Origin of the sequence: Parasphingorhabdus litoris DSM 22379 (assembly GCF_020906275.1) — a bacterium.
GTDB lineage: Bacteria > Pseudomonadota > Alphaproteobacteria > Sphingomonadales > Sphingomonadaceae > Parasphingorhabdus > Parasphingorhabdus litoris.
On the sequence record NZ_CP086727.1, the window covers coordinates 1590811 to 1616592 of the forward strand.

At 52.4% G+C, this 25782-nt stretch carries 19 protein-coding genes and 1 tRNA gene; 14 read left to right on the forward strand and 6 right to left on the reverse strand.

Annotated features, from left to right (window positions below):
• The first annotated feature begins 3 nt into the window (after positions 1-3).
• Complete coding sequence (locus tag BS29_RS07710; RefSeq protein ID WP_229956609.1) at positions 4-1275, forward strand: cytochrome b; 1272 nt, start codon at positions 4-6, stop codon at positions 1273-1275.
• Positions 1276-1294: 19 nt separating this feature from the next.
• The gene (locus BS29_RS07715; protein ID WP_229956610.1) at positions 1295-2149 is read left to right on the forward strand and encodes a cytochrome c1; all 855 of its coding nucleotides are present in this window, start codon (positions 1295-1297) and stop codon (positions 2147-2149) included.
• A 509-nt stretch (positions 2150-2658) separates the two neighbouring features.
• Here the strand turns inward: BS29_RS07715 and glpK are convergent.
• Positions 2659-4131, reverse strand: coding sequence for a glycerol kinase GlpK (gene glpK / locus BS29_RS07720; protein ID WP_229956611.1), 1473 nt, complete (start codon positions 4129-4131; stop codon positions 2659-2661).
• Positions 4132-4271: 140 nt separating this feature from the next.
• Between glpK and glpD the strand changes: the two genes are divergently transcribed.
• From glpD to BS29_RS07760, 8 genes are all read left to right on the forward strand, one after another.
• Positions 4272-5792 carry a glycerol-3-phosphate dehydrogenase gene (gene glpD, locus BS29_RS07725; RefSeq protein ID WP_229956612.1) on the forward strand — a complete coding sequence of 507 codons (1521 nt, stop codon included), beginning with the start codon at positions 4272-4274 and terminating at the stop codon, positions 5790-5792.
• Between the two features lie 45 nt (positions 5793-5837).
• Positions 5838-5911, forward strand: a tRNA-Gly gene (locus BS29_RS07730).
• Positions 5912-5990: 79 nt separating this feature from the next.
• Positions 5991-7604 carry a class I adenylate-forming enzyme family protein gene (locus tag BS29_RS07735; RefSeq protein ID WP_229956613.1) on the forward strand — a complete coding sequence of 538 codons (1614 nt, stop codon included), beginning with the start codon at positions 5991-5993 and terminating at the stop codon, positions 7602-7604.
• A 130-nt stretch (positions 7605-7734) separates the two neighbouring features.
• A complete protein-coding gene (locus BS29_RS07740) occupies positions 7735-9585 on the forward strand; it encodes a DUF294 nucleotidyltransferase-like domain-containing protein (protein ID WP_229956614.1) in 1851 nt (616 codons plus the stop codon).
• Complete coding sequence (locus tag BS29_RS07745) at positions 9582-10274, forward strand: 3'-5' exonuclease (protein WP_229956615.1); 693 nt, start codon at positions 9582-9584, stop codon at positions 10272-10274. Before BS29_RS07740 ends, BS29_RS07745 begins: the two co-directional genes overlap by 4 nt.
• A gap of 115 nt (positions 10275-10389) precedes the next feature.
• Complete coding sequence (locus BS29_RS07750; RefSeq protein ID WP_229956616.1) at positions 10390-10719, forward strand: DUF4212 domain-containing protein; 330 nt, start codon at positions 10390-10392, stop codon at positions 10717-10719.
• Positions 10720-10730: 11 nt separating this feature from the next.
• On the forward strand, positions 10731-12506 hold the full coding sequence (locus BS29_RS07755; RefSeq protein ID WP_229956617.1) for a sodium:solute symporter family protein: 1776 nt from the start codon (positions 10731-10733) through the stop codon (positions 12504-12506).
• Between the two features lie 79 nt (positions 12507-12585).
• Entirely contained in the window at positions 12586-15942 is a 3357-nt protein-coding gene (locus BS29_RS07760; protein ID WP_229956618.1) for a hybrid sensor histidine kinase/response regulator, read from the forward strand.
• A gap of 2 nt (positions 15943-15944) precedes the next feature.
• On the opposite strand, the gene BS29_RS07765 is transcribed toward BS29_RS07760, so the two are convergent.
• On the reverse strand, positions 15945-16583 hold the full coding sequence (locus BS29_RS07765; protein WP_229956619.1) for a response regulator transcription factor: 639 nt from the start codon (positions 16581-16583) through the stop codon (positions 15945-15947).
• 3 nt (positions 16584-16586) lie between these two features.
• Positions 16587-18638 carry an acetate--CoA ligase gene (gene acs / locus BS29_RS07770; RefSeq protein WP_229956620.1) on the reverse strand — a complete coding sequence of 684 codons (2052 nt, stop codon included), beginning with the start codon at positions 18636-18638 and terminating at the stop codon, positions 16587-16589.
• Between the two features lie 63 nt (positions 18639-18701).
• Here acs and BS29_RS07775 point away from each other — a divergent pair, with 63 nt between their 5' ends.
• The 4 genes from BS29_RS07775 to BS29_RS07790 all read left to right on the forward strand — a co-directional run bounded on the left by BS29_RS07775 (position 18702) and on the right by BS29_RS07790 (position 23141).
• Entirely contained in the window at positions 18702-20096 is a 1395-nt protein-coding gene (locus BS29_RS07775; protein ID WP_229956621.1) for a DcaP family trimeric outer membrane transporter, read from the forward strand.
• A gap of 217 nt (positions 20097-20313) precedes the next feature.
• The gene (locus BS29_RS07780; protein ID WP_229956622.1) at positions 20314-20925 is read left to right on the forward strand and encodes an EF-hand domain-containing protein; all 612 of its coding nucleotides are present in this window, start codon (positions 20314-20316) and stop codon (positions 20923-20925) included.
• A gap of 102 nt (positions 20926-21027) precedes the next feature.
• Complete coding sequence (locus BS29_RS07785) at positions 21028-21744, forward strand: response regulator (RefSeq protein WP_229956623.1); 717 nt, start codon at positions 21028-21030, stop codon at positions 21742-21744.
• On the forward strand, positions 21741-23141 hold the full coding sequence (locus tag BS29_RS07790; RefSeq protein ID WP_229956624.1) for a sensor histidine kinase: 1401 nt from the start codon (positions 21741-21743) through the stop codon (positions 23139-23141). The genes BS29_RS07785 and BS29_RS07790 overlap by 4 nt, the downstream gene beginning before the upstream one ends.
• Here BS29_RS07790 and BS29_RS07795 read toward each other — a convergent pair.
• The 3 genes from BS29_RS07795 to BS29_RS07805 form a co-directional block, all read right to left on the reverse strand.
• Positions 23128-24000: a flagellar motor protein MotB gene (locus tag BS29_RS07795; protein WP_229956625.1), complete on the reverse strand. Its 873-nt coding sequence runs from the start codon at positions 23998-24000 to the stop codon at positions 23128-23130. The two genes, BS29_RS07790 and BS29_RS07795, sit on opposite strands and share 14 nt — an antisense overlap.
• 2 nt (positions 24001-24002) lie before the next feature.
• Entirely contained in the window at positions 24003-24866 is an 864-nt protein-coding gene (gene motA, locus BS29_RS07800) for a flagellar motor stator protein MotA (RefSeq protein ID WP_229956626.1), read from the reverse strand.
• An 89-nt stretch (positions 24867-24955) separates the two neighbouring features.
• Positions 24956-25771, reverse strand: coding sequence for a flagellin (locus BS29_RS07805; protein WP_229956627.1), 816 nt, complete (start codon positions 25769-25771; stop codon positions 24956-24958).
• Positions 25772-25782 lie beyond the last annotated feature (11 nt).

The following is a 25782-nucleotide window of genomic DNA, read 5'->3' on the forward strand; positions in this document are numbered from 1 at the left end:
AAAATGAGTTTTCCTTGGGCACAGCAATATAAACCAGCTACCGAATTCGGTCAGTGGATGGATGACAGGCTACCAATTGGTAGAATGATCTATAACAGCCTTGGTGCTGGCTATCCGACACCGCGCAACCTGAACTACATGTGGAACTTTGGCTCGCTCGCCGGGGTGTTCCTGGTCGTTCAGATCGTTACTGGTATTATCTTGGCGATGCACTATGCCGCCAATGCTGCCATTGCGTTTGACTCAGTTGAGCACATCATGCGTGACGTCAATAGCGGCTGGATGATCCGCTATGCACACGCTAACGGTGCCAGCTTCTTCTTCATTGCCATATATCTCCACATCGGCCGGGGCCTTTACTACGGCTCTTATAAAGCGCCGCGTGAGATGATCTGGCTGCTCGGTGTGGTTATCTATCTGCTCGCCATGGCGACGGCTTTCATGGGCTATGTTCTGCCTTGGGGCCAAATGAGTTTCTGGGGCGCGAAAGTGATTACCGGTCTGTTTGAGGCGATACCGCTGGTCGGCAAACCAATTCAGGAACTGCTATTGGGCGGGTTTGCGCCGGATAACGCAGCCTTGAACCGGTTTTTCTCGCTTCACTATCTGCTGCCATTTGTGATCGCAGGTGTGATCATCATGCATATCTGGGCGTTGCATATTCCGGGATCTAACAACCCAACTGGCGTCAACGTTAAAGGGCCGCAAGATACGGTTCCATTCCATCCTTTCTATACCGCCAAGGATGGCTGGTTTCTTGGCCTTGCGCTGATGTTCTTTACGGCAATGATGTTTTTCATGCCGAACGCATTGGGTCACGCGGATAACTACATTCCTGCCAACCCGCTTTCAACGCCGGCTCATATCGTTCCGGAATGGTATTTCTGGCCATGGTACGCGATTCTGCGGGCCTTTACCTTCGACTTCCTGTTCGTTCCGGCGAAACTACTCGGCGTGCTGGCGATGTTCTCTGCCATCTTGGTCTGGTTCTTCCTGCCATGGTTGGACAAGTCACCTGTGCGGTCGGGCGATTACCGCCCCCGGTTCAAGAAGTTCTTCTGGTTTGGTCTTATTCCCTGCATTGTCGTACTTGGCATTTGCGGCGGTGCGCCGGCAGAAGAGCCTTATGTGATGTTGAGCCAACTCGCCAGTGCCTATTATTTTGCGCACTTCCTGATCATATTGCCGCTGCTTTCCCGGATTGAAAAACCGGAGCCGTTGCCGAATTCGATCACCGAAGCGGTGACCGGCAAACCACTCGAACAAGCCAGCTAAGAAACAGGGATCTGAGGTAATGGTAAGATTTTTTGGTATTTTGATCGGTTTGTTCTTCGCGGGAATGCTGATCTATTCATTTGGTCGCGGCGCGGTGGAATATGTCAGCAATCCGCCCGTAAAGGCTGTGGAATATCAATTCCACGAAAAGCCGAAGAAGGTCTCTTTCACAAGCGATGGGCCATTCGGCAAATTCGATAACCAGCAGCTTCAGCGCGGGTTCCAGGTTTACAAAGAGGTGTGTGCAGCCTGTCATGGCATTCGTTTGGTTGCTTTTCGTAACCTGGCGGAACTCGGTTATACCGAAGACGAAGTGAAGGCTATCGCTGCAAACTGGGTAATTGAAACACCGACAATTGATCCCGATACCGGTGAAGCGTCAACACGTCCTTCGATTCCGGCTGATAAATTTCCGGAACCATTTGCCAATGATGTTGCTGCGGCAGCGGCTAACAACAATGCTATTCCGCCGGATCTTTCGTTGATGACCAAGGCAAGAGTAGGCGGCGCTCCGTATGTTTACTCGCTGCTGACCGGATATAGCGATCCACCAGCCGAGTTGCCGGAAGCCAATCGCCCTGGAACCGGCCTGCATTACAACGCCTATTTCGCTAACCTAAATATTGCTATGGCACCGCCAATTACGGGTGACGATCAGGTTACATATTCAGATGGAACAAAGGCGACTGTTTCACAGATGGCTGAGGATGTTTCCGCATTCCTGATCTGGACTGCTGAGCCGTCACTGGTCAAACAAAAGCAAACGGGTTGGGCCGTATTGGCCTTCCTGCTCATTGCAACCATCTTGGCTTTCTTGTCGTACAAGACAATCTGGGCGGACGTGAAAGCAGAGAAAAAGAAAAAAGAAGCCTAAGCTGTTTTGCAAAGCGAGAATTTAAGAAGACCCGCCAAATGGTGGGTCTTTTTTTGTGATCAATTCCGGGTTGAACTGAAGTGTTGATGATGTGGAGGGCAGTCCGCGGCGACTTAATTGCGCTATTCTTGCTGTGGCGGACTGGTCAGTTTGCCAGAGACTGTATCCGAGGAGTTTGTCCTAATTTGACTTGTATCTGGCGATCCACCCATATTTGAAGCGAAATACCAAAGCGCGGCCCAGGCGGCTGCGACGATCACCACAAGTAATGCAATTTGTCCAAATCGGCCTAAGCCAACTCTAAACTCCACCATTGTTAATTTCCCACCCCTGAGAAGACAATTGCAACATCTTATAATAATCTTTCGGGCAAAGTCTATTGTCCGGTGATGAGCAGTAATCCAATTTGTTGGGAATGCTGATAAAAAAGTTTACATAGCTGTAAAGTTATCTTGATGCGCTGATTGATGAATGGATCAATGATAGCAGCGACAAATAATCTATATATGTCAATTTGACAGCACGCTTTGGACGGCTTTCTGCCATCCCGCCAACCGCGCTTCACGCCTTGAAGATTCGATGTTTGGCTGATGTTCTTCTAGTCCGGATATCATACTTGAGGCCTCCTCAAGTGATGCATATATTCCACACCCCACCGATGCGAGCATCGCGGTCCCTAAGGCGGTTGTCTCAAAAAACTCTGGGCGCTCGACAGTAATATCCAAAATATCGGCCAAGTCCTGCACAAGCCAGTCATTAGCCACCATACCACCGTCAATTCGTAGGCTTTGCCAATCCGTGCCGTCTGCTGAAAATGCCGTTTTGAGGTCATGGCATTGATAGGCCATCGCCTCCAAAGCAGCTCGTACAATATGAGCCTTTGTAGATGAGAAGCTGAGTCCAGAAATTGTCGCTTTGGCATCAGCTTGCCAATGAGGTGCCCCCAAACCAGAGAGGGCAGGGACAAGGTAGACGCCACTGGTCTCGTCAACGGATCGCGCCAGGTCCTCACTTTCGCCTGCGAACTTCAGCATGCCGATATCATCACGCAGCCATTGCATAAGGCTGCCAGCCACAAAAACCGAGCCTTCCAGCGCATAAATACGTTTCCCGTTCAGTTGAAAAAGCACCGTGGAAAGAAGACGATTTTCTGATTTTGGTGGAGTCTCGCCACTGTTAGTAAGAATGAACGCTCCTGTACCAAAAGTTGCCTTGGTTTGGCCAACTTCAAGGCAGGCTTGTCCAATGGTCGCAGCTTGCTGATCACCAGCAGATCCCGATATTGCTATGGGTGTGCCAAATAGTTCGACCGATGTTCGACCCAAATCGCCAGCACAGTCTACAATTTTTGGTAGTGCTTTTTTGGGAATACCAAATAATCCAAGCAATTCATCATCCCAATCGTCACCATCCAATGCCATTAACATAGTACGACTGGCATTGCTGGCATCAGTGATATGATGGTCGCCGGTAAGACGGTAGATCAGGTATGACTCTATCGTACCAAAAGCCAGATTGTCGCCAGCAGTAGAGATTTCGGGCCAGTTTTTGAGCATCCAACTGATTTTGCTACCTGAGAAATATGGATCAAGGAGCAACCCGGTCTTAGCCTGAACCATGGGTTCGAAACCCTTGGCTTTTAACTCGTCGCATATACTTGCTGTTCGCCGGTCCTGCCAAACTATGGCCTTGCCCAACGGTTCACCAGTGCGTTTGTCCCAAGCGACAATAGTTTCGCGCTGATTGGTGATACCTATGGCCGCAATTTTTTCTGCGCCACCGGCTTGCTCAATCATTTTTTTGCAACAGCGTAGTGTCTTGTCCCAGATTTCAGCAGCATTATGTTCCACTAGTCCAGGCGCAGGATAATATTGCTGCAACTCCTCTTGCTGGGATCCGTGAAGCTTTCCGTCTGCTCCAAACAGCATAGCACGCGTCGACGTCGTACCCTCATCAATCACCAATATTTGTTGTGCAGCCATTGCAACCCGCTCCTGTCATTTTGTCGGCACGCTAAATTATCGCCCTCAAAACGCAAGTAAAAGCAAGGCTTGAGCACGGCCACGAAGATTTGATTTGGTTGATATTGCACTGCAACATTGAACATCTGGCTAGAATCTCTATGAGGCTGCCTATGTATGATTTGGCAATTATTGGCGGCGGCATAAATGGCGTTGGAATCGCAAGGGATGCTGCGGGCAGGGGGTTGAAAGTTCTGCTTGTTGAGCGTGATGATCTTGCGGCACATACCTCCTCCGCAAGCACGAAGTTAGTCCATGGCGGCTTGCGCTATCTGGAGCATTATGAGTTCAGTCTTGTACGCAAGGCGCTGCAAGAACGCGAAGTGCTACTCCGCAACGCACCACACATCATCTGGCCGATGCGTTTTGTGTTGCCGGTGGATCAAGGTATGCGGCCTGCCTGGTTCCTGCGCCTTGGTCTGTTTCTCTATGACCATTTGGGATCGCGGTCATTGTTGCCGGGAACAAAGAGCCTTAATCTGCTGAGAGATTTTCGAGGGAAACCTCTACAAAAGCGATTGAAAAAGGGGTTCGCTTATTCTGATTGTTGGGTTGAAGATGCGCGGCTGGTTTCCCTTACGGCACGGGATGCGAAAGAGCGTGGTGCAGATATTCGTGTAAAAACGGAATGTGTTGGAATTAGACGGAGCGCGGACAGTTGGACGCTACAGTTGAACGGACAAGATGGCGAAGCTGAAGAACAAGCAAAAATACTAATCAATGCTGCAGGCCCTTGGGTCGATCCGGTCACGGCGCTGTACGATCAGAGCAGCAATGCGGCCAAGCTGCGTCTTGTTAAGGGCAGTCATATAGTCATCGCTCGAAAATTCGAAGGTGATCATAGCTATATTTTCCAAAACAAGGATGGCCGTATCATCTTCGCTATACCTTATGAGGGCGATCATACATTGATCGGAACGACAGATCAGCCGTGGAGCTATGATGAAGGTCCAGCAAAGATTAGTGATAGCGAAATTGATTATCTTTGTGCGGCGGCAAGTGAATATTTTGCAGAGCCCGTTATGCGCGACGATGTCCAATGGACTTATTCCGGGGTGCGCCCATTATTTGACGATAAGAGCCAATCCGCATCCACTGTGACGCGCGACTATGTGTTCGATTATAATGATCAAGGCGGTGCACCGGTTCTTTCGGTTTTTGGTGGAAAAATTACAACTTATCGCGTGTTGGCGCGGCAGGCGATGAAGACGTTAAAAGGTGCGTTGCAAGTCGAGACGGAAGACTGGACCAAAGACGCTGCCTTACCTGGTGGAAACTTCTCTCCCGATGGCTTTGATGATCTGGTATCGCAATATTCTCAGCGTTGGGCTTTTCTCGATAATGCTGTGATCAATCGATTGGTGCGCGCCTATGGCACTGACGTTGCGGAAATGCTGGGTAAAGCCGATGACGTGGCTGCTTTGGGCCAGTTTTTCGGCGCTGGCCTATATGAGATTGAACTTCGATGGTTGGTTGCCTACGAATTTGCAACAACGGCTGAAGACGTGTTGTGGCGCCGTTCTAAGTTGGGATTACATATGACTGACGAAGAGAAAAGCGCAGTTGCAGAATGGTTTGCCGCCCAAGATGCGAAAACAAAGCTATCGAGCACCGTTTCCTGATTGACGCGCCGCAAAAGCAGTGGCAATAGCGCCGCTTGGAAATAGGCGGGTGTAGCTCAATGGTAGAGCAGAAGCCTTCCAAGCTTACGACGAGGGTTCGATTCCCTTCACCCGCTCCATCTCACAAACCGCGCCCATCACATGCTAGACATGTCTACGGACAGCAGTTAGCCTGAAACCTGTTCAGGGAGATGGTAGATGTATCAAGTTGCGCTTACAGAATCTTATTTTTCAGCGCAGGGCGGGCCAGAGCCAGCGCCGATGACTATCGGCGATATGTTACGCCGGTCAGTCGAGCGTGCACCTGAACAGATTGCTTTAAAAGAACTCACTTATGACGGCTCAGTTGACCGTTCTTGGACTTATTCGCAGTTGCTAGTTGATGCCGAGCGGCTTGGCCGCGCTTTGGCCAGTCGTCATGCGGAGGGATCAAGGGTTGCGGTTTATGCCAACAATGTTCCGGAATGGGTGCTTTTGGAGTTGGCATGCGGTCTGGCAGGTGTGACACTGGTGACAGTTAATCCGGCTTACCAGAAGCGTGAACTGAAATATGTCCTCGAACAATCGCGCTCTGAGGCAATTTACTATGTCGCTGACTTTCGTGGTAATCCGATGCAGGAAATTGCAGATGCGGTCTGCGATGAAATACCAGCCATAAAGCATCGTATCTTGCTGAACGATCATGAAGCGCTTTATGCAGGTGAAGAGAGCGGTGCTCTTCGCGATCCGAAACCAGACGATCCTGTGCAACTCCAATATACATCCGGTACAACAGGCTTCCCGAAAGGTGCTGTGCTGCATCACAACGGTCTTGTTCGCAACGGTATCGATACCATGACTCGAGGCGGGATGGAGCAAGGTGATAGCTTCATCCATATGATGCCACTTTTTCATACAACCGGATGTGCAATTCTTGTTCTGGGAGGATTGGGCCGGTGTGGTACAATGCTACTCGCGCCGATGTTTGAACCGGCGGTCATAGCGCAAGTGATTGAGAAAGAACGTGCAAAGTTCATTCTTGGCGTGCCGACGATGTTGGTGGCGCTAATCGATGAAATACGGCGTTCGGGGCAGGATGTTTCATCAACGCAGCGCATCATGTCAGGCGGTGCGATGGTTGCACCGCAGCTCTGCCGTGATGCTCAGGACGTATTCGGTGCGCCGATCCAGATTGTCTATGGTCAAACCGAAACCTCACCGGTTTTGACTCAGGCTTGGTATGAAGACTCACACGAGGACTTGACCGAAACGATTGGGCAACCGGCTGCGCATACAGAAATTTCCATTCGTGACCCTCAGTCCAATAAAGTTCTGCCAATTGGTGAACAGGGCGAGATTTGCGCACGCGCTTACAGTGTTATGTTGGGCTACAATGACAATCCGGAGGCAACCGCAGCAGCGATTGACAGTGAGGGTTGGCTGCACACTGGCGATCTTGGGCGCATGGATGCGCGTGGTTATGTAAAGATTACCGGGCGCGTCAAAGAGATGATCATTCGTGGTGGTGAGAATCTGTTTCCTGCTGAGATTGAAAATGCGATGCTGGAACATGATGCGATTGATGAAGTTGCAGTGGTCGGCATTCCTGATGAAAAATGGGGTGAGCAGGTCGCATGCTTCTTTCGCAGCAACTCAGGTCAGAAACTGCATGCTGATGATCTGAAGGCATTTATTCGCGAAAGACTGTCGCCTCAGAAAACGCCAGCTTTTTGGATAAGTATATCAGATTGGCCGTTGACGGGCTCTGGAAAGATTCAAAAATTCAAACTGGCAGAGGCTTTTGAGGCCGGCGAATATAATTTGCTAAGCTAATCTGGGTTCGAGCAACCTTTCTATTGTCGAAGAACACCCAGTTCACCTCATACCTTTAGCTAATGGAAAATTCGGGTCACCACATGCAATATAGGGTGAGGAGTTTGCTCTGGAAATTGATGAAGTCATCTTGTTTTTAAGACGGCATGCGCCGTTTGATGCGCTTTCGGCGGATGTTGTCAGCGCACTCGCGCGGAAAATCGAGGTTCGGTATTTCCCGCGAGAGACAATGATTATTGATGCCGGCAAGGAAAATCACGCGCTCGGCATCGTCCGGTCCGGAGCGGTGGAATTGCGGTTGGGCGGCACGGAACTGAACCACCGGCTGGGAGAGGGCGGTGTTTTTGGCTATCCCTCGCTGCTCCACCACGAACGTACGCGCAATCAGGTCATCGCGCATGAAGACAGTCTGATCTATCAGCTTCCAAAGCCGGATTTCCTGGCATTGCTAGATAGCCATGAAATGCTGAGAGGCTTTTTTGCCAAAGATGAGGCCGAACGCTTGCGCCTCGCTGTTGAAGGCCTGCGGCGATCTGAAGCGGGGCATGGCGAAGCCGCGATGATCGCCGTCAAGCTGGGCAGCCTTATGCGCCGGAATGAGGTGGTTACGGCCAGTCCGGATGACAGTATCAGTGATGCCGCGAAGCTTATGGCGCGTGCTGATGTTTCCACCCTGCCGCTGACCGATCAGGGCCGGCTGTTGGGGATCATCACCGACAAGGATTTGCGCCGCCGCGTGCTGGGAAAGGATGTACCGCTTGATGAACCGGTGTCCCGCGTGATGACGCAGGACCCGATCACGATGTCGCTTGAAGACGATCTGCTGTCCGCCATGCTGATCATGTCGCAGCATAACATCCATCATCTGCCGATCGTAAACGACACCGAGAAAATTGTCGGTGTGATCAGCTCCAGCGATCTGCTCAACCGGTTTGGTATGAATGCCCTGCAGGTAGTCGCCGAGATCGAGGCTGCCGGTGATGCCGCCGCGGTTGCAAGAGCGGCCCGGCGCGTGGATGCGGTATTGGCGCATCTGATTGAGTCCGGGGTCGATGCCGATCATGTCGCAAGGTTCGTCTCGAATATCGGTGAAGCAACCCATCGGCAATTGCTGAAACTGGGGGAGCAGCAGTTAGGCCCGCCGCCGGTTCCCTATGCGCTGGTTGTATTTGGTTCTCTTGCTAGACAGGAGCAGGCTGGCGGATCGGATCAGGACAACGGTTTCATTCTGGATGATGGCTATGACGAACAGGCGCATGGCGCTTATTTTGAGAGGCTCGCAACCTTCCTGTGCGATGGCCTGAACAGCGCAGGATACATCTACTGCCCGGGCGATATCATGGCTACCAACAACAAATGGCGACAGCCCTTGGAAGCTTGGAAAGAGCATTACCGTAACTGGATTGACAGGCCTGATCCGGAAAACGTCCTCAACACCACCATCTTCTTCGACATGCGATGTGTGGCAGGTGAGGAAGCGCTGGTTGAAAGTTTGCGGAAACAGATTTTCGCGTGGAGCAGTGCCAACAGTATTTTCCTGTCATTTATTGCAAGAGCGGCAGCCCATACCAAGGTTCCACTTGGCTTTTTTCGCAATTTCCTGCTGCAACATGACGAGAAAGAGGGCGATGTGCTCGATCTGAAACATCAGGCCATTGCGCCGGTTGTCGATATTGCCCGGGTTTATGCGCTGGCACTGGGACTGAGTGAAGTGAACAGCCAAGAGCGCTTGAAGAAAGCAGCCGAACTTGACGAACTGAGCGAAGAAGCGGTGTTGGATATAGTCGACTCTTTCGAGTTTATCCGCAGCGTCCGGTTTCGCCATCAATCGGAGCAGATCAGACAAGGCGCAGCGCCAACCAACAATCTCTCCCCCGCGCTGCTATCCCGGTTTGAACGAGAGCATCTAAAGGACGCGTTTCGCGTGATCCGCGACCATATGGACATTGTCGGCCGCAAATATGCTGGCAATATCCAGTGAAACTCGGCTGGCAAAACTGGTTTCAGGAGAAACGCTTTGCCGCCCAATGGGAACGCGCGAAGGAGGCAGCGCAATCAACCCCAATGGCGGATTATTACAACGATCTTCTGTCAACCGACCAGCATCTGAAAGACGCACCGCTTGTCGCGCTTGATTTTGAAAGCGACGGGCTGGAGGAAAACGCCCAGCTGCTCGAGGCGGGATGGGCCGCCGTTGAGGGGTGTGCCGTGAAATTGAGCAGTGCCCGGCGTTTGCGTATCCGTGCGGAAAGCAAGCTTCAGGGCTCGGCGGTGGTAATCCACCGGATTACCGACGATGCTGCGGCCGAAGGGCAGTCAGAGCAAGATGTCTTGCTGGCGCTGCTGGCTGACTTCAAGGGAACGGCGATTATCGCCCATGCGGCGTTTATCGAGCAGTCTTTTCTGAATGCCGCTTGCCTGCGCTGTTTCGGCGTGCCCTTTGTCGGGCGTTTCATCTGCACGATGCGATTGGAAGACAGATGGTTTCCCAAAGACCGGGCGGCAGATGGCCTGCGGTTGGGAAAATTGCGGGCGCAATATGGTTTGCCCTACTACCGGGCCCATGATGGGCTGACCGATGCTTTGGCTTGTGCCGAACTGTTTCTTGCCCAATGCGCACGCGGCCAGGCCGAAAACTTGCTAGTTGAGGACGTGCTTATGCGGGCCTGAATGGCTTGGCCGCGCATATTAGACGAAAGTCTCTCTATCAAAATTCTCCATCTCCGCTAGCGTTCTTGAGAATGGCCGGAAACCGGTCAAGATAGGAAATAAGGAAGGGGAGGATATGATGACTGACAATGATCCATCGGTCCCGGAGCCGAATGACGGTACTAATGTCGGCGGACCGGAACCAGACACCGAAACAAACTCCAATGAAAAGGCCTATTGGTCAGAGAATATCCGATTGCTCTGCTCGCTCATGGCCATCTGGTTTGTCGTGTCATTTGGCGCAGGCATATTGTTCCGTGATTTCCTCGATCAGTTTTCGCTTGGCGGCTATCCGCTCGGCTTTTGGTTCGCCCAGCAGGGCTCCATCTACGTCTTCGTTCTGCTCATCTTTTACTACACGTGGAAGATGAAAAAGATCGAACGCAAATATGATCTTGATGACTGAGGGGGGCTGACATGGATACGCAAACACTCATCTATATTTTCGTCGGCCTTTCTTTCTCGCTCTATATCGGCATTGCGATATGGTCGCGGGCTGGATCGACGAAGGAATTTTATGTTGCTGGCGGCGGGGTCAATCCGGTCGTCAACGGCATGGCAACCGCGGCCGACTGGATGTCGGCGGCAAGCTTCATCTCGATGGCGGGTATCATCGCCTTTTCCGGCTATGATGGCTCGGTCTATCTGATGGGCTGGACCGGTGGTTATGTGATGCTGGCCCTTTTGCTTGCGCCCTATTTGCGCAAATTCGGCCAGTTTACCGTGCCGGATTTTATCGGCACGCGTTACTATTCCAAAACTGCGCGGGTGGTGGCGGTGATCTGTCTGATTTTTATCAGCTTCACCTATATTGCCGGTCAGATGCGCGGGGTGGGCATCGTTTTTTCTCGCTTCCTTGATGTGCCAATCACCATGGGCGTGATCATCGGCATGGGTATTGTTTTCTTCTATGCCGTGCTCGGCGGGATGAAGGGCATTACCTATACGCAGGTCGCACAATATTGCGTGCTGATCTTTGCCTATATGGTTCCGGCCTTCTTCATCAGCTTTCTCGTTACCGGCAATCCCATCCCGCAACTGGGTCTGGGGTCGACGGTCAATGACGGGTCGGGCTTATATGTCTTGCAGAAACTGGATCTGGTGCTGCAGGACATGGGCTTCGGCGCCTATACGGACGGGTCCAAATCGATGATCGATGTGTTCTGTATTACCGCGGCACTGATGGTCGGTACGGCAGGATTGCCGCATGTGATCGTGCGCTTCTTCACCGTGCCCAAGGCTTCGGATGCCCGCAAGTCGGCTGGCTGGGCACTGATCTTCATCGCCTTGCTTTACACCACGGCTCCTGCGGTTGGCGCTTTTGCCCGGATCAACTTCATCGAAACGGTTGACCAGACAGAATATGCCAAGGCACCCGCCTGGTTCAAAAACTGGGAAAATAATGACCTGATCGCTTTCTATGACAAGAATGATGACGGTGTTATGCAATTGAGCAGCGGCGATGCCTTCAAGGGTAGCCCATCCTATGCCGACACAACCGGTACCGCTGGGCAGCGGATGGTGACCAATCCTCCGAATGAGGACAGCACCAACGAGGTTTATGTGGACCGTGACATCATGGTGCTTGCCAATCCGGAAATTGCCAATCTGCCCGGTTGGGTGATTGCACTGGTGGCAGCTGGTGGATTGGCAGCGGCGCTGTCAACGGCAGCGGGCTTGCTGCTGGTGATCTCGTCATCAATCAGCCATGATCTGCTGAAGAGTACCTTCCGTCCGCAAATCACCGAAAAAGGTGAATTGCTGGCAGCAAGGATAGCGGCGACAGCAGCTATCGTGGTGGCCGGCTATCTTGGGATCTATCCTCCGGGATGGGTCGCACAGGTGGTTGCCTTTGCTTTCGGGCTGGCAGCAGCATCTTTGTTCCCAGCCATCTTCATGGGCATCTTTTCAAAGTCGATGAACAAAGAAGGAGCGATTGCTGGTATGGTCAGCGGACTGGTGTTTACGTTCAGCTATATCGCTTATTTCAAGCTGGTCGCACCGGATGCTAATGTCGCCGCCAACTGGTTGTTCGGTATCTCGCCAGAAGGCATTGGTGTTGTCGGTATGATCATCAACTTCGCGATAGCAATCGCGGTGTCGAAGATGACCGATTCACCGCCCGTCGAAGTGCGCAAGCTGATCGACTCGATCCGCGTACCGCGCGGGGCCGGAGATGCGGCAACGCATTGATAGCCTAACTTCCCAAGACTGAGAGGGCGGCGCTTGGCGTCGCCCTTTATTTTTGCTTTAAGCATCGGGGGAGAGAAATATGATCTTGTGGATCGCGCTGATAGTTTCGGTGCTCTATTCCGCTGGCTTGTTCTGGCTGGCGTTAAAGGGCGATGGTGGGCGTATCTCGCCAGGGCCGCGCGCGCAATCATGGATTTATGGACTGTCACTGGCGGTATATTGTACCAGCTGGACATTTTACGGAGCAGTCGGCACTGCAATATCCAGTGGTTGGCATTTTCTGCCCATTTATCTCGGGCCGATTTTGTTGTTCACGCTGGGATACGGCATTGTCGCCCGGACCTTACAGCTCGGCAAATCGCATCACAGCACCTCCATCGCGGATTTTCTCTCCACACGCTACGGGAAAAGCGGGGCGGTGGCGGCGCTGGTTACTATCATCGCCACGGTAGGCCTCTTGCCCTATGTTGCATTGCAGTTAAAATCGGTCGGTCAGACGCTGTCTGCTCTGTCGCCGGATATCGGCGCAGCGGTAAATCCGGATGATATCGTTCTGGGCGTCGCGGCTATTATGGCGTTGTTTTCGATATTATTCGGCGCGCGGCAGCTTGATCTCACCCAGCATAATCGGGGGATGGTTTTGACCATCGCCGCCGAAGCGATTGTAAAGATGCTGGCCTTGCTGGCGGTTGCGCTGTTTGCACTACTTCTGTTCACCGGGAGCGATGCGATACAGACTAATGCGAATAGCAGTTTCAATGAGATTTTTCGCGCGGATCAATTTGACAACCGCTTTATAGTCCTGACTCTGATCTCCGCTTGCGCAGCCCTATGTTTGCCGCGTCAATTTCACATGACCATTGTAGAGGCGCAAAAAGACAAGCCAGATCGATTGATGCGCTATGTGTTTCCTGCCTATCTTGTACTGATCGCGTTGGTGGTTTTCCCGATCACTATTGTGGGAACATCGCTGCTGTCGGGCGGTCAGGCTAGCCCGGATATGCTGATGCTGGCGCTGCCGCTCAGCACCAGTACTGATTGGCTTGCGATATTTGTTTTTATTGGCGGCTTTTCTGCCGCGACCGGCATGGTGATTGTCACGACTGTCGCGCTATCCGGAATGATTACCAATGACCTGATTGTCCCGCTTTTTTATCGCCGCAAGACCAATCACGCAGCGCTTGGCCAGTCATTGCTCTGGATAAGGCGACTGACCATCATCGGACTGCTGTTCTTCGCCTATCTCTATTATCGGACGATTAGCAGCGCTTCGACCCTCGCTGGACTGGGTACTGTTTCTTTCGCCGCCGTTTCGCAGTTCGCGCCCGGACTGATTGGCGGATTGTTTTGGAAAAATGGCAACCGGATCGGGATGATCGCGGGACTAATATTGGGCTTTGCCGTATGGCTCGCTTTGCTGATTGTTCCGACCTATCTTGATGCCAGTCCTTTCATCCAAATTGCCGAGGACCAGCTAGTGTCAGCAGTCATCATCAGTCTGGCCCTCAACATTGCCGCTTACGTAATATTCTCGCTCAACAGCCAGGCGAATATCATCGACAAGGCGCAGTCGGCCGCTTTCGTCACGATGGAATATCGGTCTGCAGATGGCAGCCGACCGCCGGAGAAAATGCGCGTTGCGGATTATCGATTGCTACTCCGTCAGTTTGTTGGCGATGAGCGCAGCCGCACCGCCATGCAGCATCTGGGGCATCAGATAGGCCGGACTTACTCTGATTTGGACCCAGCCGATAACAGCCTGATTGAAATGGTCGAACGACAGCTTTCCGGCGTGCTCGGCGCTTCTTCTGCCCGGGCGATTATCGGTTCGACCATGGAAGGCGACCCGATACCGCTGGAACAGGTGGTCGCGATGTTTGATGAGACCTCTCAGCGCCTGCAATTTAGCGGGGAACTGCTGCAAACGGCGATTGAGAATATTGATCAGGGTGTCGCGGTCGTGGACAATGACATGCAGCTGGTTGCCTGGAACAGCCGCTATGTCGACATGTTTTCGCTGCCAAATGATCTGGTTACTATTGGTCGGCCTATATCTGACCTCATCGGGTATAATTTACGCCGCAATGGCATGGAGCAAGATCAGGTTTCTCTAGCGGTGGCCAAACGGCTCGATCATATGCGCGCAGGCCGAAAACATGCCCAAGAGCGCGAGCAGGCGGATGGCCGGATATTGCGAATATCGGGCAATCCCACGCCGACCGGCGGTTATGTCACGAGCTATACCGATATCACCGCGGACAGACGGTCAGAACAGGCGCTGGAGGCCAAGGTTGAGGAACGCACCAAACAGCTGACCGATGCCAATAGCGCGCTGGAAAAAGCAACCCGTTCCAAAACCCGCTTTCTGGCGGCGGCCAGCCATGATCTTGTGCAGCCCCTGAACGCCGCCAGATTGTTCACCTCTGCACTCGACGAAGAAATTGGTGCACAGCAACCCAAGGCCAAAAAACTGGCGCATGATATTGATCGGTCGATCGAAATGGCGGACCGGTTGCTTCGTGCGCTGCTTGATATATCCAGGCTGGATGGCGGCGGTCTGCAACCGAAAATATCCAGATTTTCCCTTGGCCCGCTATTTGATGACCTGCGGTCGGAATTCAATCGGGCGGCAAAGGAAAAAGGCCTAAAACTGCATGTAGATGACACAGATCTTTGGGTTGAAACGGATCGCAATCTGCTGCTCAGCATTCTCCAGAATCTTGTCTCTAACGCCGTGCGCTACACTGAAAACGGTTCCGTTTCTCTTGAGGCAAAAGGAACGGTCGATGCCGTCGATATTCGTGTCATAGATACGGGGGTGGGTATCGAGAAAGCGCAACATGAGAAGATTTTCGAAGAGTTTCAGCAAGTAGGATCGCATATCAAACGGGAAGGGGCCGGCCTGGGGCTGTCTATCTCTCAACGTATTGCCGCTTTGCTGAAAACCGCCATCGCGGTTGAATCCAAACTTGGCGAAGGCAGCACATTTTCCCTGCATGTCCATCAGGTAGAACCGCAGTCCAGTTCCGGCAAACCAGTCAAAAGCGGAAAGTCGAACGCTTCGGACCTTGCCGGCAAGACCGTGCTCTATATCGACAATGATCAGGATGCGCTCGATGCGCTATCGGCATTACTGGAGCGCTGGGGCTGTGATATCAAAACCGCTCTGGGGCCGGAGCAGGCCCTTGAAGCTTTTGCCCATCCGCCTGACTTGGTGATTTTCGACTATCAGCTGGATGGTGGTTGGACCGGCGACCGATTGTTCGAAAAGTTGATCGATGATTGGAAACAGCGCCCGTCGGGCATTTTGGTAACGGCGGAAGATTCTGATCGCACGAGTCAAGCGGCAGATGCATTGAATGTGGAACGCCTGATCAAGCCCGCCCCGCCAGCGGCGCTCCGCGCACTCGTCAGTCAGTTGTTAAGAAAGGCCTGAGATCAAACCGATTTCACTTCGGGCAGTTCCACGTCCAGCTGTTTGGCGACGAGCACGGCCTGTGTCCGGTTGACCACATCCAGCTTGCGGAAAATCGCGGTGATATGAGCTTTCACCGTCGCCTCGCTAATCTCCATCTGATAGGCGATTTGCTTGTTCAGCATGCCTTCGCTGACCAGGTTCAAGATACGTCGCTGCGCCGGGGTTAGACTGGCCAGCTTCTCGAACAATATGGCGTCGTCTTCATTATCGATAATGTCGGCATCAAACCAGACATCGCCATCCCTGATTTGGGCGAGCGCTTCACGCATGACATCCAGATCGACGGATTTGGGGATGAAGCCCGATGCCCCCAAACTTTGGCAAGCGCGGACAACGCGGCTTTCTTCACTGGCCGACACCACCACCACCGGAAGCGCGGGAAAATCGTGGCGGAAATCCAGCAAGGCGGTCAACCCGTCGCTATCTTCCATATGTAGGTCCAGCAACAGCAGATCCGCCGGCTCTGCATTCACCGCATCACGGGCCGCGGCCACGGTTTCCGCTTCCACCAGTTCAGCTTGCGGCCATAGTTTCAGCACCGCCTGACAGAGCGCGCCCCTGAAGAGGGGGTGATCATCGGCGATAATGATGCGGGCCATAGCTTATCGGTTCATCCTTCCGTCGATGAGTGTGTCGACGACTGTCGGATCTGCAAGTGTTGAGGTGTCGCCAAGTGTACCGAAGTCGTTTTCCGCTATTTTGCGCAAGATTCGGCGCATGATTTTGCCGGAACGCGTCTTGGGAAGGCCCGGGGTGAAGTGGAGATGGTCAGGAGTTGCAATGGGGCCGATCTCCGTTCGCACATGGTTTCTAAGTTCGGTGGTAAATGCGTCATCGGCCTCCTCACCGGCATTCAGCGTGACATAGCAGTAAATGCCCTGACCCTTGATATCGTGGGGATAGCCGACCACGGCTGCCTCGGCGACCTTGGGGTGAGAAACCAGCGCGCTTTCGACTTCGGCTGTGCCCATACGGTGGCCGGAAACATTGATCACATCGTCGACCCGGCCAGTAATCCAGTAATAGTCATCACCATCACGGCGGCAGCCATCACCGGTAAAATATTTACCCTTATAGGTGGTGAAATAGGTCTGGATGAAGCGTTCGTGATCGCCATAGACGCTGCGCGCCTGACCCGGCCAGCTTGCGGTGATGCAGAGGTTGCCATCAGTGGCCCCATCCAGCACTGCGCCTTCATTGTCGACCAGTTGCGGCTGGATGCCGAAGAATGGCTTGCCGGCACTGCCGGGCTTCATTCCGTGGGCGCCGGGCAGGGTGGTGATCATCACCCCGCCGGTTTCGGTTTGCCACCAGGTATCGATAATGGGTGATTTGGCTTCGCCCACCACATCATAATACCAGCGCCAGGCTTCCGGGTTAATCGGTTCGCCCACTGTGCCCAGCAAGCGGATGGAAGAACGGTCATGGGCTTTAACCGGCGCATCTCCTTCGCGCATCAGCGCGCGAATGGCTGTCGGCGCAGTATAGAAGATATTGACCTTATGCTTGGCGACTACTTCCCAGAAGCGGCCATGGTCTGGATAGTTGGGCACGCCTTCAAACATGACCTCGGTCGCGCCATTGATCAGCGGGCCATATACTATGTAGCTATGGCCGGTGACCCAGCCGATATCGGCGCTGCACCAGAAGACCTCGCCTGGCTTATAGTCAAAGACATAGTGGAAGGTGGTTGCCACCCATACAGCATAGCCGCCGGTGGTATGGAGCACGCCCTTGGGCTTGCCGGTCGAGCCTGACGTGTAGAGAATGAACAAAGGGTCTTCTGCACCCATCGGCTCGCACGGACATGTCGTGGGCACATCGGCGGCCACTTCATGATACCAGTGGTCGCGGCCCTCGGTCATCGCGATATCGCTGCCGGTATGATTTATGACCAGCACCGCATCAACATCCGCGCCGTCCTTCTCCAGCGCAGCATCGACATTACTTTTCAGAGGCACCGGCTTGCCGCCGCGTAGCCCAGCATCAGCGCACACAACAAATTTGCTCTGACAGTCTTCAATCCGCCCGGCCAGCGCATCGGGAGAGAAGCCGCCAAATACCACCGAATGGATCGCGCCAATGCGCGCGCAGGCCAGCATGGCCACGGCACCTTCGACTATCATTGGCATGTAGATTGTGACCCGGTCGCCTTTCTTCACGCCCAGTTTTTTGAGCGCGCCAGCCATGCGAATGACCTCAGCTAGCAGTTCAGCATAGCTCAACGTCCGACCAGCCCCTTCAGGGTCATCCGGCTCAAAGATCAAAGCGGTTATATCTCCCCGGCCAGCTGCGACATGCCGGTCCACCGCATTGTGGCAGATGTTGAGAACCCCGTCTTCAAACCACTTGATATCGACAGGATCATAAGACCAGTTCGCTATCGTCGCAGGAGACTCCATCCAGTCCAGACGCTCGGACTGTTTGGACCAAAAAGCGTCCGGATCAGACAGACTCTGGGCGTACAGGCGATCATAATCTGCGGCAGCACAATGGCTTTCGGCATCTTGCCGCGGAGAAGCAATGATTTCCGGCTCATCCTTTGTTGCTTCCAAACTGTCTGACATCATCATCCTCCCGCCTATATGGTTTTCCAAGCGATTATATTCGAAATAGCTATACGTATTGAATGCGACATTGGTCGTATAGACCATTGGCTAATTTTCTTCTCCCTGATCGCCTGACATCCTCAATCAAAATAACAGAGAGGATGGATCATGGCGCAAGCTGGAAAGAATGTCATCAGGGGGATGTTATTATCTGCGACGATACTGAGCGCTTCTCCCGCATGGGCGCAAAATAACGATGTAGACGCCCGGTTGGATAGACTGGAGGCTCTGGTATCGGGTTTGATTGAACGAATGGATGCGAAAGATCAGGCCAGCGCGAGTGATGTCGCTACTGCTGAGCAGGCAAGACAGGCTATAAGCGAGACGAGAGCACTTGCCGAACGGACGAGCGCGGTGGAGGGCAAGATTGCCGAACAGGCGGCCGTTACCCAAAAAGAAGACGCAAACGGCTTTAATGTTGGCAAGACCCGCGTGACTTATGGTGGTTATGTAAAGCTTGATGTGATTACCGAACGCACAAGTGGCGGCCAGGTGCCGTCAAACAGTATCGCAAGGGATTTCCTGATTCCCGGCGCTATTCCGGTGGGAGGTGAAGCATCGGGCTTCGATACTGATTTCAGTGCACGACAAACCCGCTTTTTCTTAAAGACGGAAACCGACGTGGGAGATGACCATAAGATAGGCTCGCATATCGAGCTGGACTTTATGGTAACCGATGGCGGTAACGAACGGGTGTCGAACAGTTTTGCCCCGCGCGTCCGACAAGCCTATATAACGTTCGACAACTGGCTGTTTGGCCAGACCTGGTCGACGTTTCAGGATGTGAGCGCCTTGCCAGAGGCTATGGATTTTATTGGCCCTACGCCCGGTACGGTATTCGACCGGCAACCGATGATCCGTTATACAAATGGCGGTCTCCAGATCGCGCTCGAACAACCCGAAACCACGATTACAACACCAACGGGCGCCCGGATTGTAGCGGGTGATGATAGCTTGCCCGATATGGTGGTGCGCTATAATCACACAGGCGATTTTGGTCATCTGACTGCTGCCGCAATCGGCCGGGTACTTCGTGTGAATGAGGATGATTTTGGCCTGATAAATGACAGCAGTATCGGATATGGCATCAGCCTGTCCGGTAAATTGAATATCGGTGAGCGTGATGATTTCAGATTCATGGCTACAGCCGGCGAGGGGTTAGGGCGTTATATCGGGCTGAACATCGTCAATGATGCCGCGGTGCGTGCTGATGGATCTTTATCACCCATTGCTACCTATTCGGGTTTTGCGGCCTATCGGCATTTCTGGACTGAAAAGTGGCGGTCCACTATTTCAGGTTCCTACTTCAAGGCTGACAACCCGGTCTTGTTGACAACAGGTCTGGTAACCGACGAGAGCTGGAACGTGTTCGGTAATTTGGTCTACTCGCCCGTAGCACCGCTCGATATTGGCATCGAATATATGTATGCTAAGCGCCAGACTGAAGATGGTGCATCGGGCAATCTGCAAAAGATCCAGATGTCGGCCAAATATAAATTCTAGCTGTTATCACCGGGCAAATTTGTACTTTGCCATGTAAGGCATTGCAGCTTCTCAATCTTGCAAACTGTCCAGTAAATGAACGGTTTGCTGCTTGTGATACAATTTGCGACAATTTTATCCTGTTCTGACAAACTTGAGGGACATATCAACCTTAGAACAATATTCATGGCGGCCAAAAAGCACCGCCTCCCTGAATGAGTAGATAAGGATGAATATTATGAAAAAGACAATTTTGTTCTCAAGTGCGGTCGCTATGTTGGTTGCTGGCGGCGTTGCTATTGCTGCACCCGGTGGCGGCAAAGGCATGATGCGTGCGGATGCCAATAATGACAATCAGGTCACTCGCGCTGAAATGACCGCAGCGCTTGAGGAGCGCTGGACAAAAATGGACGTCAATCAGGATGGCCAGATTTCCAAGGCGGATCGCGAAGCGCGCAAGGCAAAGCGCTTTGCAGAAATGGACGCAAATGGGGATGGCGGTGTTTCCCAGTCAGAAATGGAAGCCTATCGCGCTACTCGTAAAGCCGAGCGCTTTGCTAAAGCGGATGTCGACGGCGACGGCACGCTAAGCCAGGAAGAAATGCAGAATATGCGCGGGAAACGCGGTGGCAAAGGCATGGGCAAGCGCGGCGGAAAAGGTAGATTAGGCCGCATGATGAAGCGTGCCGATACCAATGGTGATCAAATGATCAGCAAAGCCGAATTTCAGGCCGCTGCTATGGCTCGTTTTGATAAAGCTGACGCTAATAACGATGGCATTGTAACAGCTGAAGAGCGGCAAGCAGCCCGCGAAGCACGCCGCAGCGCACGAAACAAAAGAGGCGGTTAATCCCTGGACCACTCTTTTTGTGAACGGATCACCGGCAATATCCCTCCCGTAACAGCGCCGGTGATCCGTTCTTTTTTTCCAAACCTGTGTTAGGTGAAGCAGATGACGGGACAAACGCATATCTTATTGGTCGATGATGAGGCTTCGTTGCGCGAACCATTGGCCGAATATCTGACCAAGCAAGGCTTTCGCGTTCAGCAAGCCAGCGACGCGAGCGAAGCGCGTTCGGTAATGCATGCGTTTAACTTTGATATTATATTGCTCGACATCATGATGCCGGGAGAAGACGGGCTCAGCTTTTGTCGCCATGTGCGTGAAAAAACCGAAACGCCCGTCATATTCATAAGTGCCAAGGGGGAAGAGCTGGAGCGTATTGTTGGTCTGGAACTGGGCGCTGACGATTATGTGACCAAGCCATTTAGCCCGCGGGAATTGGTTGCGCGCATAAAGGTTGTTTTGCGGCGTACCCATAACGGGAATGGCATCAAGGTGGGTAATGGTTCCGTGTATCAGTTTTCTGGTTGGACGCTTAAAACCGATCAACGGAGTCTGATTGACGATGAAGGCGTTAATGTTCCGCTTTCCAGTGGTGAATATCAGATGCTTCTCGCTCTACTTTCGCGTGCAGGCCAGGTGCTGAACCGCGATCAGTTGCTCGATATAACGCAGGGCCGCGAAGCGCATGCTTTTGATCGGGCCGTGGACAATCAAATCAGCCGCCTACGCCGAAAAATTGAGGCAAATCCGAAGAAGCCTGAGATCATCAAAACAGTGTGGGGCGGGGGATATGTTCTGGCTGGGGACGTCAAGACATTATGAAGCGATTGCTTCCCAAAAGCCTGATTGGGCAATTGCTGGCTCTGGTGGCAATCACTTTGGCGATTGCGCAGACGATCAATATCGTGCTGCTTTATCAGGGCGCTCAAAACCAACGCATAGTTGAAGCATCGGCGTCAGCAGTCGCGCGGATTGCTGGAGAAGTCGAACGGATTAACGAGCGCGGCTTTCGGGAGCGGCGTTATCGCCGCGATGGCAGTTTGCGGGTTCGCCGAAATCGCCCCAGTGTGACTGCACAGAGTGCAATAGATGAAAAGCAGGAAAGACTGCCAGCGGTTGAAGACCGAGCGAATCGAGCATTTGCAAATATGGGCTTAGCTGTCCTGTCTGTAGAAATTGCGCAGGCGGAGAAACTGCCCGCCAATATGACAAATAGTGTCATTGGTTTGGGGCGGGAGCGTCTCAAATTGCGGGCGATTGCTCACGGTAGACAGCAGAATAAGATAGAAGGCTTCGTCATCGTGTCTGCGCAGATCGAAGAGGGGCTATGGCTGAATATCGCATCGGTTGTTCGTGACCGCAATCCACGGCTTGTGCGGACATTATTGTTTCAGACAGTGGTTATTTATCTGATATTGTTGATCCCGTTGATCTGGCTGGGGCGGCATATTTCTCGTCCCTTGAAAGCGCTGACGAAGGGAGCACAGAATTTCAAACCCGGTGCCGGTGAACCACTTGAAGAAACCGGTCCTCCTGACACAAAACAACTTATTGCTGCTTTCAATGATATGCATGGCCGCGTCAGTGCAATGATGGATGAGAAAGATGTGATGCTGGGTGCCATAGGTCATGATTTGCGGACGCCGCTGGCTGCGCTGCGTGTGCGCATAGAAAGCGTCGAGAATGAAGACGAGCGCGAGAGAATGATCGCAGGGATTGATGATATGGACAAAACGCTTGATGACATATTGTCGCTGGCACGATTGGGGCGATCGGGAGGATTGGCCGAAAAAACCGACATCAGTGCGTTGATCGAAACCGTTGCGGATGAGTTTACTGATATGGGCGAAAAAGTCTATTTTTCACGGGGCAGACGCATCACCGCGAATATTCGTGCAACACTCGTCCGCCGTGCCTTGCGCAATTTGATCAGCAACGCTGTAAAATACGGAAAACAGGCTGAGATTTCTGTGGATAAAACGGATGACAAGTTGTTGATCCATGTGGATGATGTGGGGATAGGTTTGCCGGAGGAACAAATTGAAGCCATGTTCGAACCATTTGCCCGCGCCGAAGCATCGCGCAACCGCGCCACCGGCGGATCAGGCCTGGGCTTGACTCTGGCACGAGCAATTGCTCGCGATCATGGCGGTGATGTCATGTTGGAAAATCGTAAGGAAGGTGGATTACGCGCGTCGCTAATTCTCAGTTTAGATTGAGTTCAGAACGCCATCCCAGCGTTATAGAGATTCTCCGATTGCGGGGATCGTAAATGTCGTCGGGCGTATAGGGTTCGCGATCTGCGACGCCTTCAATTTTGAAAAATGAATCCGAGTCAATTCCGTTTCGATGCAATTCTTTGCGCGTGGCTTCAGCCCTGGCGGTTGACAGCATCCAATTATTCATGGTGCGCCCAGAAGAGAAGGGCAGGGCGTCGGTATGCCCTCTAATCATCAACGGATTGGGCGCCGGCTTGATGGCGTCGGCAACCTCAGCCAGCAATTGACGCGCGCGAGGGAGTAACTCATCCGTAGCGAGTGCAAACATTGAAAAATCGGCTTCATCAATCAGCTCGATCCGCAGGCCTTCTCGCGTTTCGGTGAAGCGGATATTTTTGTATAATTCTCTCAAGCTTTCATTTTCTTTTAGCCGCTGCTCAATCCGGCGCCTTATCATTTCAAACTGAGTTTGATCCTGCCTCTTTATATCGCCGTCACCGAACCTGTTTGTGCTGCTGCTTTGTTTGGGGATGCTGAGCGAGCGTTCTCCAACTTGCATTGCACGACTGCGATAATCTTCGTCAGATATGATTGAATCTCCGCCAAACATACCATCGGCACCAGCACTGTTATCCTGTAACTGAACCAATGTAGGGGTGAAATATTCCGCCAACGCCTTGCGCTCTTCATCATCGGTTGCGCTCAATAACCACATCAGAAGAAAAAAGGCCATCATCGCTGTTACGAAATCTGCATATGCAACCTTCCAAGCGCCGCCAGGCCGCGAGAGAGTCCGTGTCGCCGCAATTTTCCTAACGATTATTGGTCGCGGTTTTTCGGAATTCTTTCCACGTGCCATTACTAGTTGCCACGCATGCCGTCAAAAACATCGGCGAAATCCGGTTGATTGGCAAATGCCAGTCCGGATCGCGCGGCTTCGATAACTAATGGTTGCGGGTGACCATGCAAGGAAGCGACGATAATCTGTTTGACGATATGATAGATTGCATTGTCGCTTTCAATAACTTGACGGGCGCGACTGGCCATAGGGCCGACGAAACCATATGCTAACAACACACCAAGAAAAGTCCCGACCAACGCTGATCCAATCATGGCACCCAATATTTCGGGTGGTTGATCAATTGCGCCCATCGTTTTGACAACGCCGAGCACGGCGGCAACAATACCGAGCGCGGGCAGGGCATCCGCAAGATTTTGGAGCTTGTCTGCTGGCGCAATCGCTTCATCATGCCTGGTCTTCAGACTGTTATCCATGACCTCTTCGACTGCATGAGGGTCAATCACCCCGGAAGAAACGACAACAAGCCTCAGCGTATCGCAGATCAGGGAGATCAGCTTTTCGTCTGCAAGCAATCTTGGAAACTCGGCAAATATTAGGGAACCATGAGGGTCTTCAATATGCTTCTCCAACACAAGCGGGCTCTCTGAGCGCAGTATCTTTATCAACTTCGAAACCAGAAAAATGCAATCGAGAAAGTCGGCCTTATTATATCTAGGGCCACGGAAAACTCTTGCGACACCGCCGAGCAGATCCTTCAAACCATCAATGTTGTTACCCACAACAAGCCCGCCAATAGCGGCCCCACCAATAATACCCATTTCGATCGGGAGCGCCTGCATCACGGCACCCATATTCCCCCCCGAAAGAGTAAATATTCCAAAGACCATTACCAATAGGATGACGATACCAATCGCTGCGAACATATCTAATTCCTGGCAGTTAGATTTGGAGGGAGTTTAAACCATGCGGCTCACCTTCCTCGCTTTCAAAACGGATATTTGTGATCCGTTTTTTAACGAAGTTGATCGAAGAGACTGGATCGTTCGATCCGGGCATATGTGGCTTGGGCTGCCTCAAGACTGATGAGCATTTTTTGTACTTCGGTGATCGCCAGAGTAAGATCAGTTTCCTCCAAAGTTGCGCGATATTCGCTTACGTCTATCTTCCTGTCTTCGAGACGTGCAGCACCGTTCGTAAGCTTTTCATTCTCGATGCCATGCTTGCCTAAGATATTTGCCGTGTCAGATATTTCAGATTCCAGCGGAGTAAGAAGTGCGCTGCGTTGAGCAGGAGTTCCGGTTCGGATTGTAGCTGCAATGGTCGTAACCAGTGGCGCTATTGCGCTGAACTCGAGTCTCGACGGTGCCGCGGTTACCGTTGCATTGTCATCAATCGGAATCTCTAGCGCGGGCCCGGCACTGAATAGCGGCCGACCATATGCGTTTTCTTGCGAAAGCAGGTCCGCAATTGTTTCGCCTACGCTTTCCATCTGCTGAGCTATGGTTTCCAGATCGGCTTGAGAGATGGTTTGGCTACTGGCTTGTATGACCAATTCCTTCGCTCGAATGAGTTGGTCAGCAATTTCATTCATCGCACCATCGGCTTGAGCGGCAATGGATTGACCGCGATCGATATTGCGGAGCCATGCGCCGATATTGGCTTGGACCTTTGCAATATTTGAAATTTGTGACCAGGATGCAGGATCATCAGAAGCGTGCTCCAAACGTCGTCTGGTCGAAATTTGTTGCTGGCGGTCTGCGATTAGCTGCGCAAGGTCATTTTGCAATATTATCGCGCTGGATGGACGATTACGATTGATGGATTGCATGAGAAGTTCCT

Bases quoted from the DNA above. Each gene is read 5' to 3' on its own strand.
- BS29_RS07755 (WP_229956617.1), top strand. From the start codon at position 10,731: ATGGATACGCAAACACTCATCTATATTTTCGTCGGCCTTTCTTTCTCG.
- BS29_RS07785 (WP_229956623.1), top strand. From the start codon at position 21,028: ATGACGGGACAAACGCATATCTTATTGGTCGATGATGAGGCTTCGTTG.
- BS29_RS07795 (WP_229956625.1), bottom strand. From the start codon at position 24,000: ATGGCACGTGGAAAGAATTCCGAAAAACCGCGACCAATAATCGTTAGG.
- acs (WP_229956620.1), bottom strand. From the start codon at position 18,638: ATGGTCTATACGACCAATGTCGCATTCAATACGTATAGCTATTTCGAA.
- BS29_RS07710 (WP_229956609.1), top strand. From the start codon at position 4: ATGAGTTTTCCTTGGGCACAGCAATATAAACCAGCTACCGAATTCGGT.
- BS29_RS07715 (WP_229956610.1), top strand. From the start codon at position 1,295: ATGGTAAGATTTTTTGGTATTTTGATCGGTTTGTTCTTCGCGGGAATG.
- BS29_RS07765 (WP_229956619.1), bottom strand. From the start codon at position 16,583: ATGGCCCGCATCATTATCGCCGATGATCACCCCCTCTTCAGGGGCGCG.
- BS29_RS07760 (WP_229956618.1), top strand. From the start codon at position 12,586: ATGATCTTGTGGATCGCGCTGATAGTTTCGGTGCTCTATTCCGCTGGC.
- glpK (WP_229956611.1), bottom strand. From the start codon at position 4,131: ATGGCTGCACAACAAATATTGGTGATTGATGAGGGTACGACGTCGACG.
- glpD (WP_229956612.1), top strand. From the start codon at position 4,272: ATGAGGCTGCCTATGTATGATTTGGCAATTATTGGCGGCGGCATAAAT.
- BS29_RS07750 (WP_229956616.1), top strand. From the start codon at position 10,390: ATGATGACTGACAATGATCCATCGGTCCCGGAGCCGAATGACGGTACT.
- BS29_RS07775 (WP_229956621.1), top strand. From the start codon at position 18,702: ATGGCGCAAGCTGGAAAGAATGTCATCAGGGGGATGTTATTATCTGCG.
- BS29_RS07780 (WP_229956622.1), top strand. From the start codon at position 20,314: ATGAAAAAGACAATTTTGTTCTCAAGTGCGGTCGCTATGTTGGTTGCT.
- BS29_RS07805 (WP_229956627.1), bottom strand. From the start codon at position 25,771: ATGCAATCCATCAATCGTAATCGTCCATCCAGCGCGATAATATTGCAA.
- BS29_RS07790 (WP_229956624.1), top strand. From the start codon at position 21,741: ATGAAGCGATTGCTTCCCAAAAGCCTGATTGGGCAATTGCTGGCTCTG.
- BS29_RS07735 (WP_229956613.1), top strand. From the start codon at position 5,991: ATGTATCAAGTTGCGCTTACAGAATCTTATTTTTCAGCGCAGGGCGGG.
- motA (WP_229956626.1), bottom strand. From the start codon at position 24,866: ATGTTCGCAGCGATTGGTATCGTCATCCTATTGGTAATGGTCTTTGGA.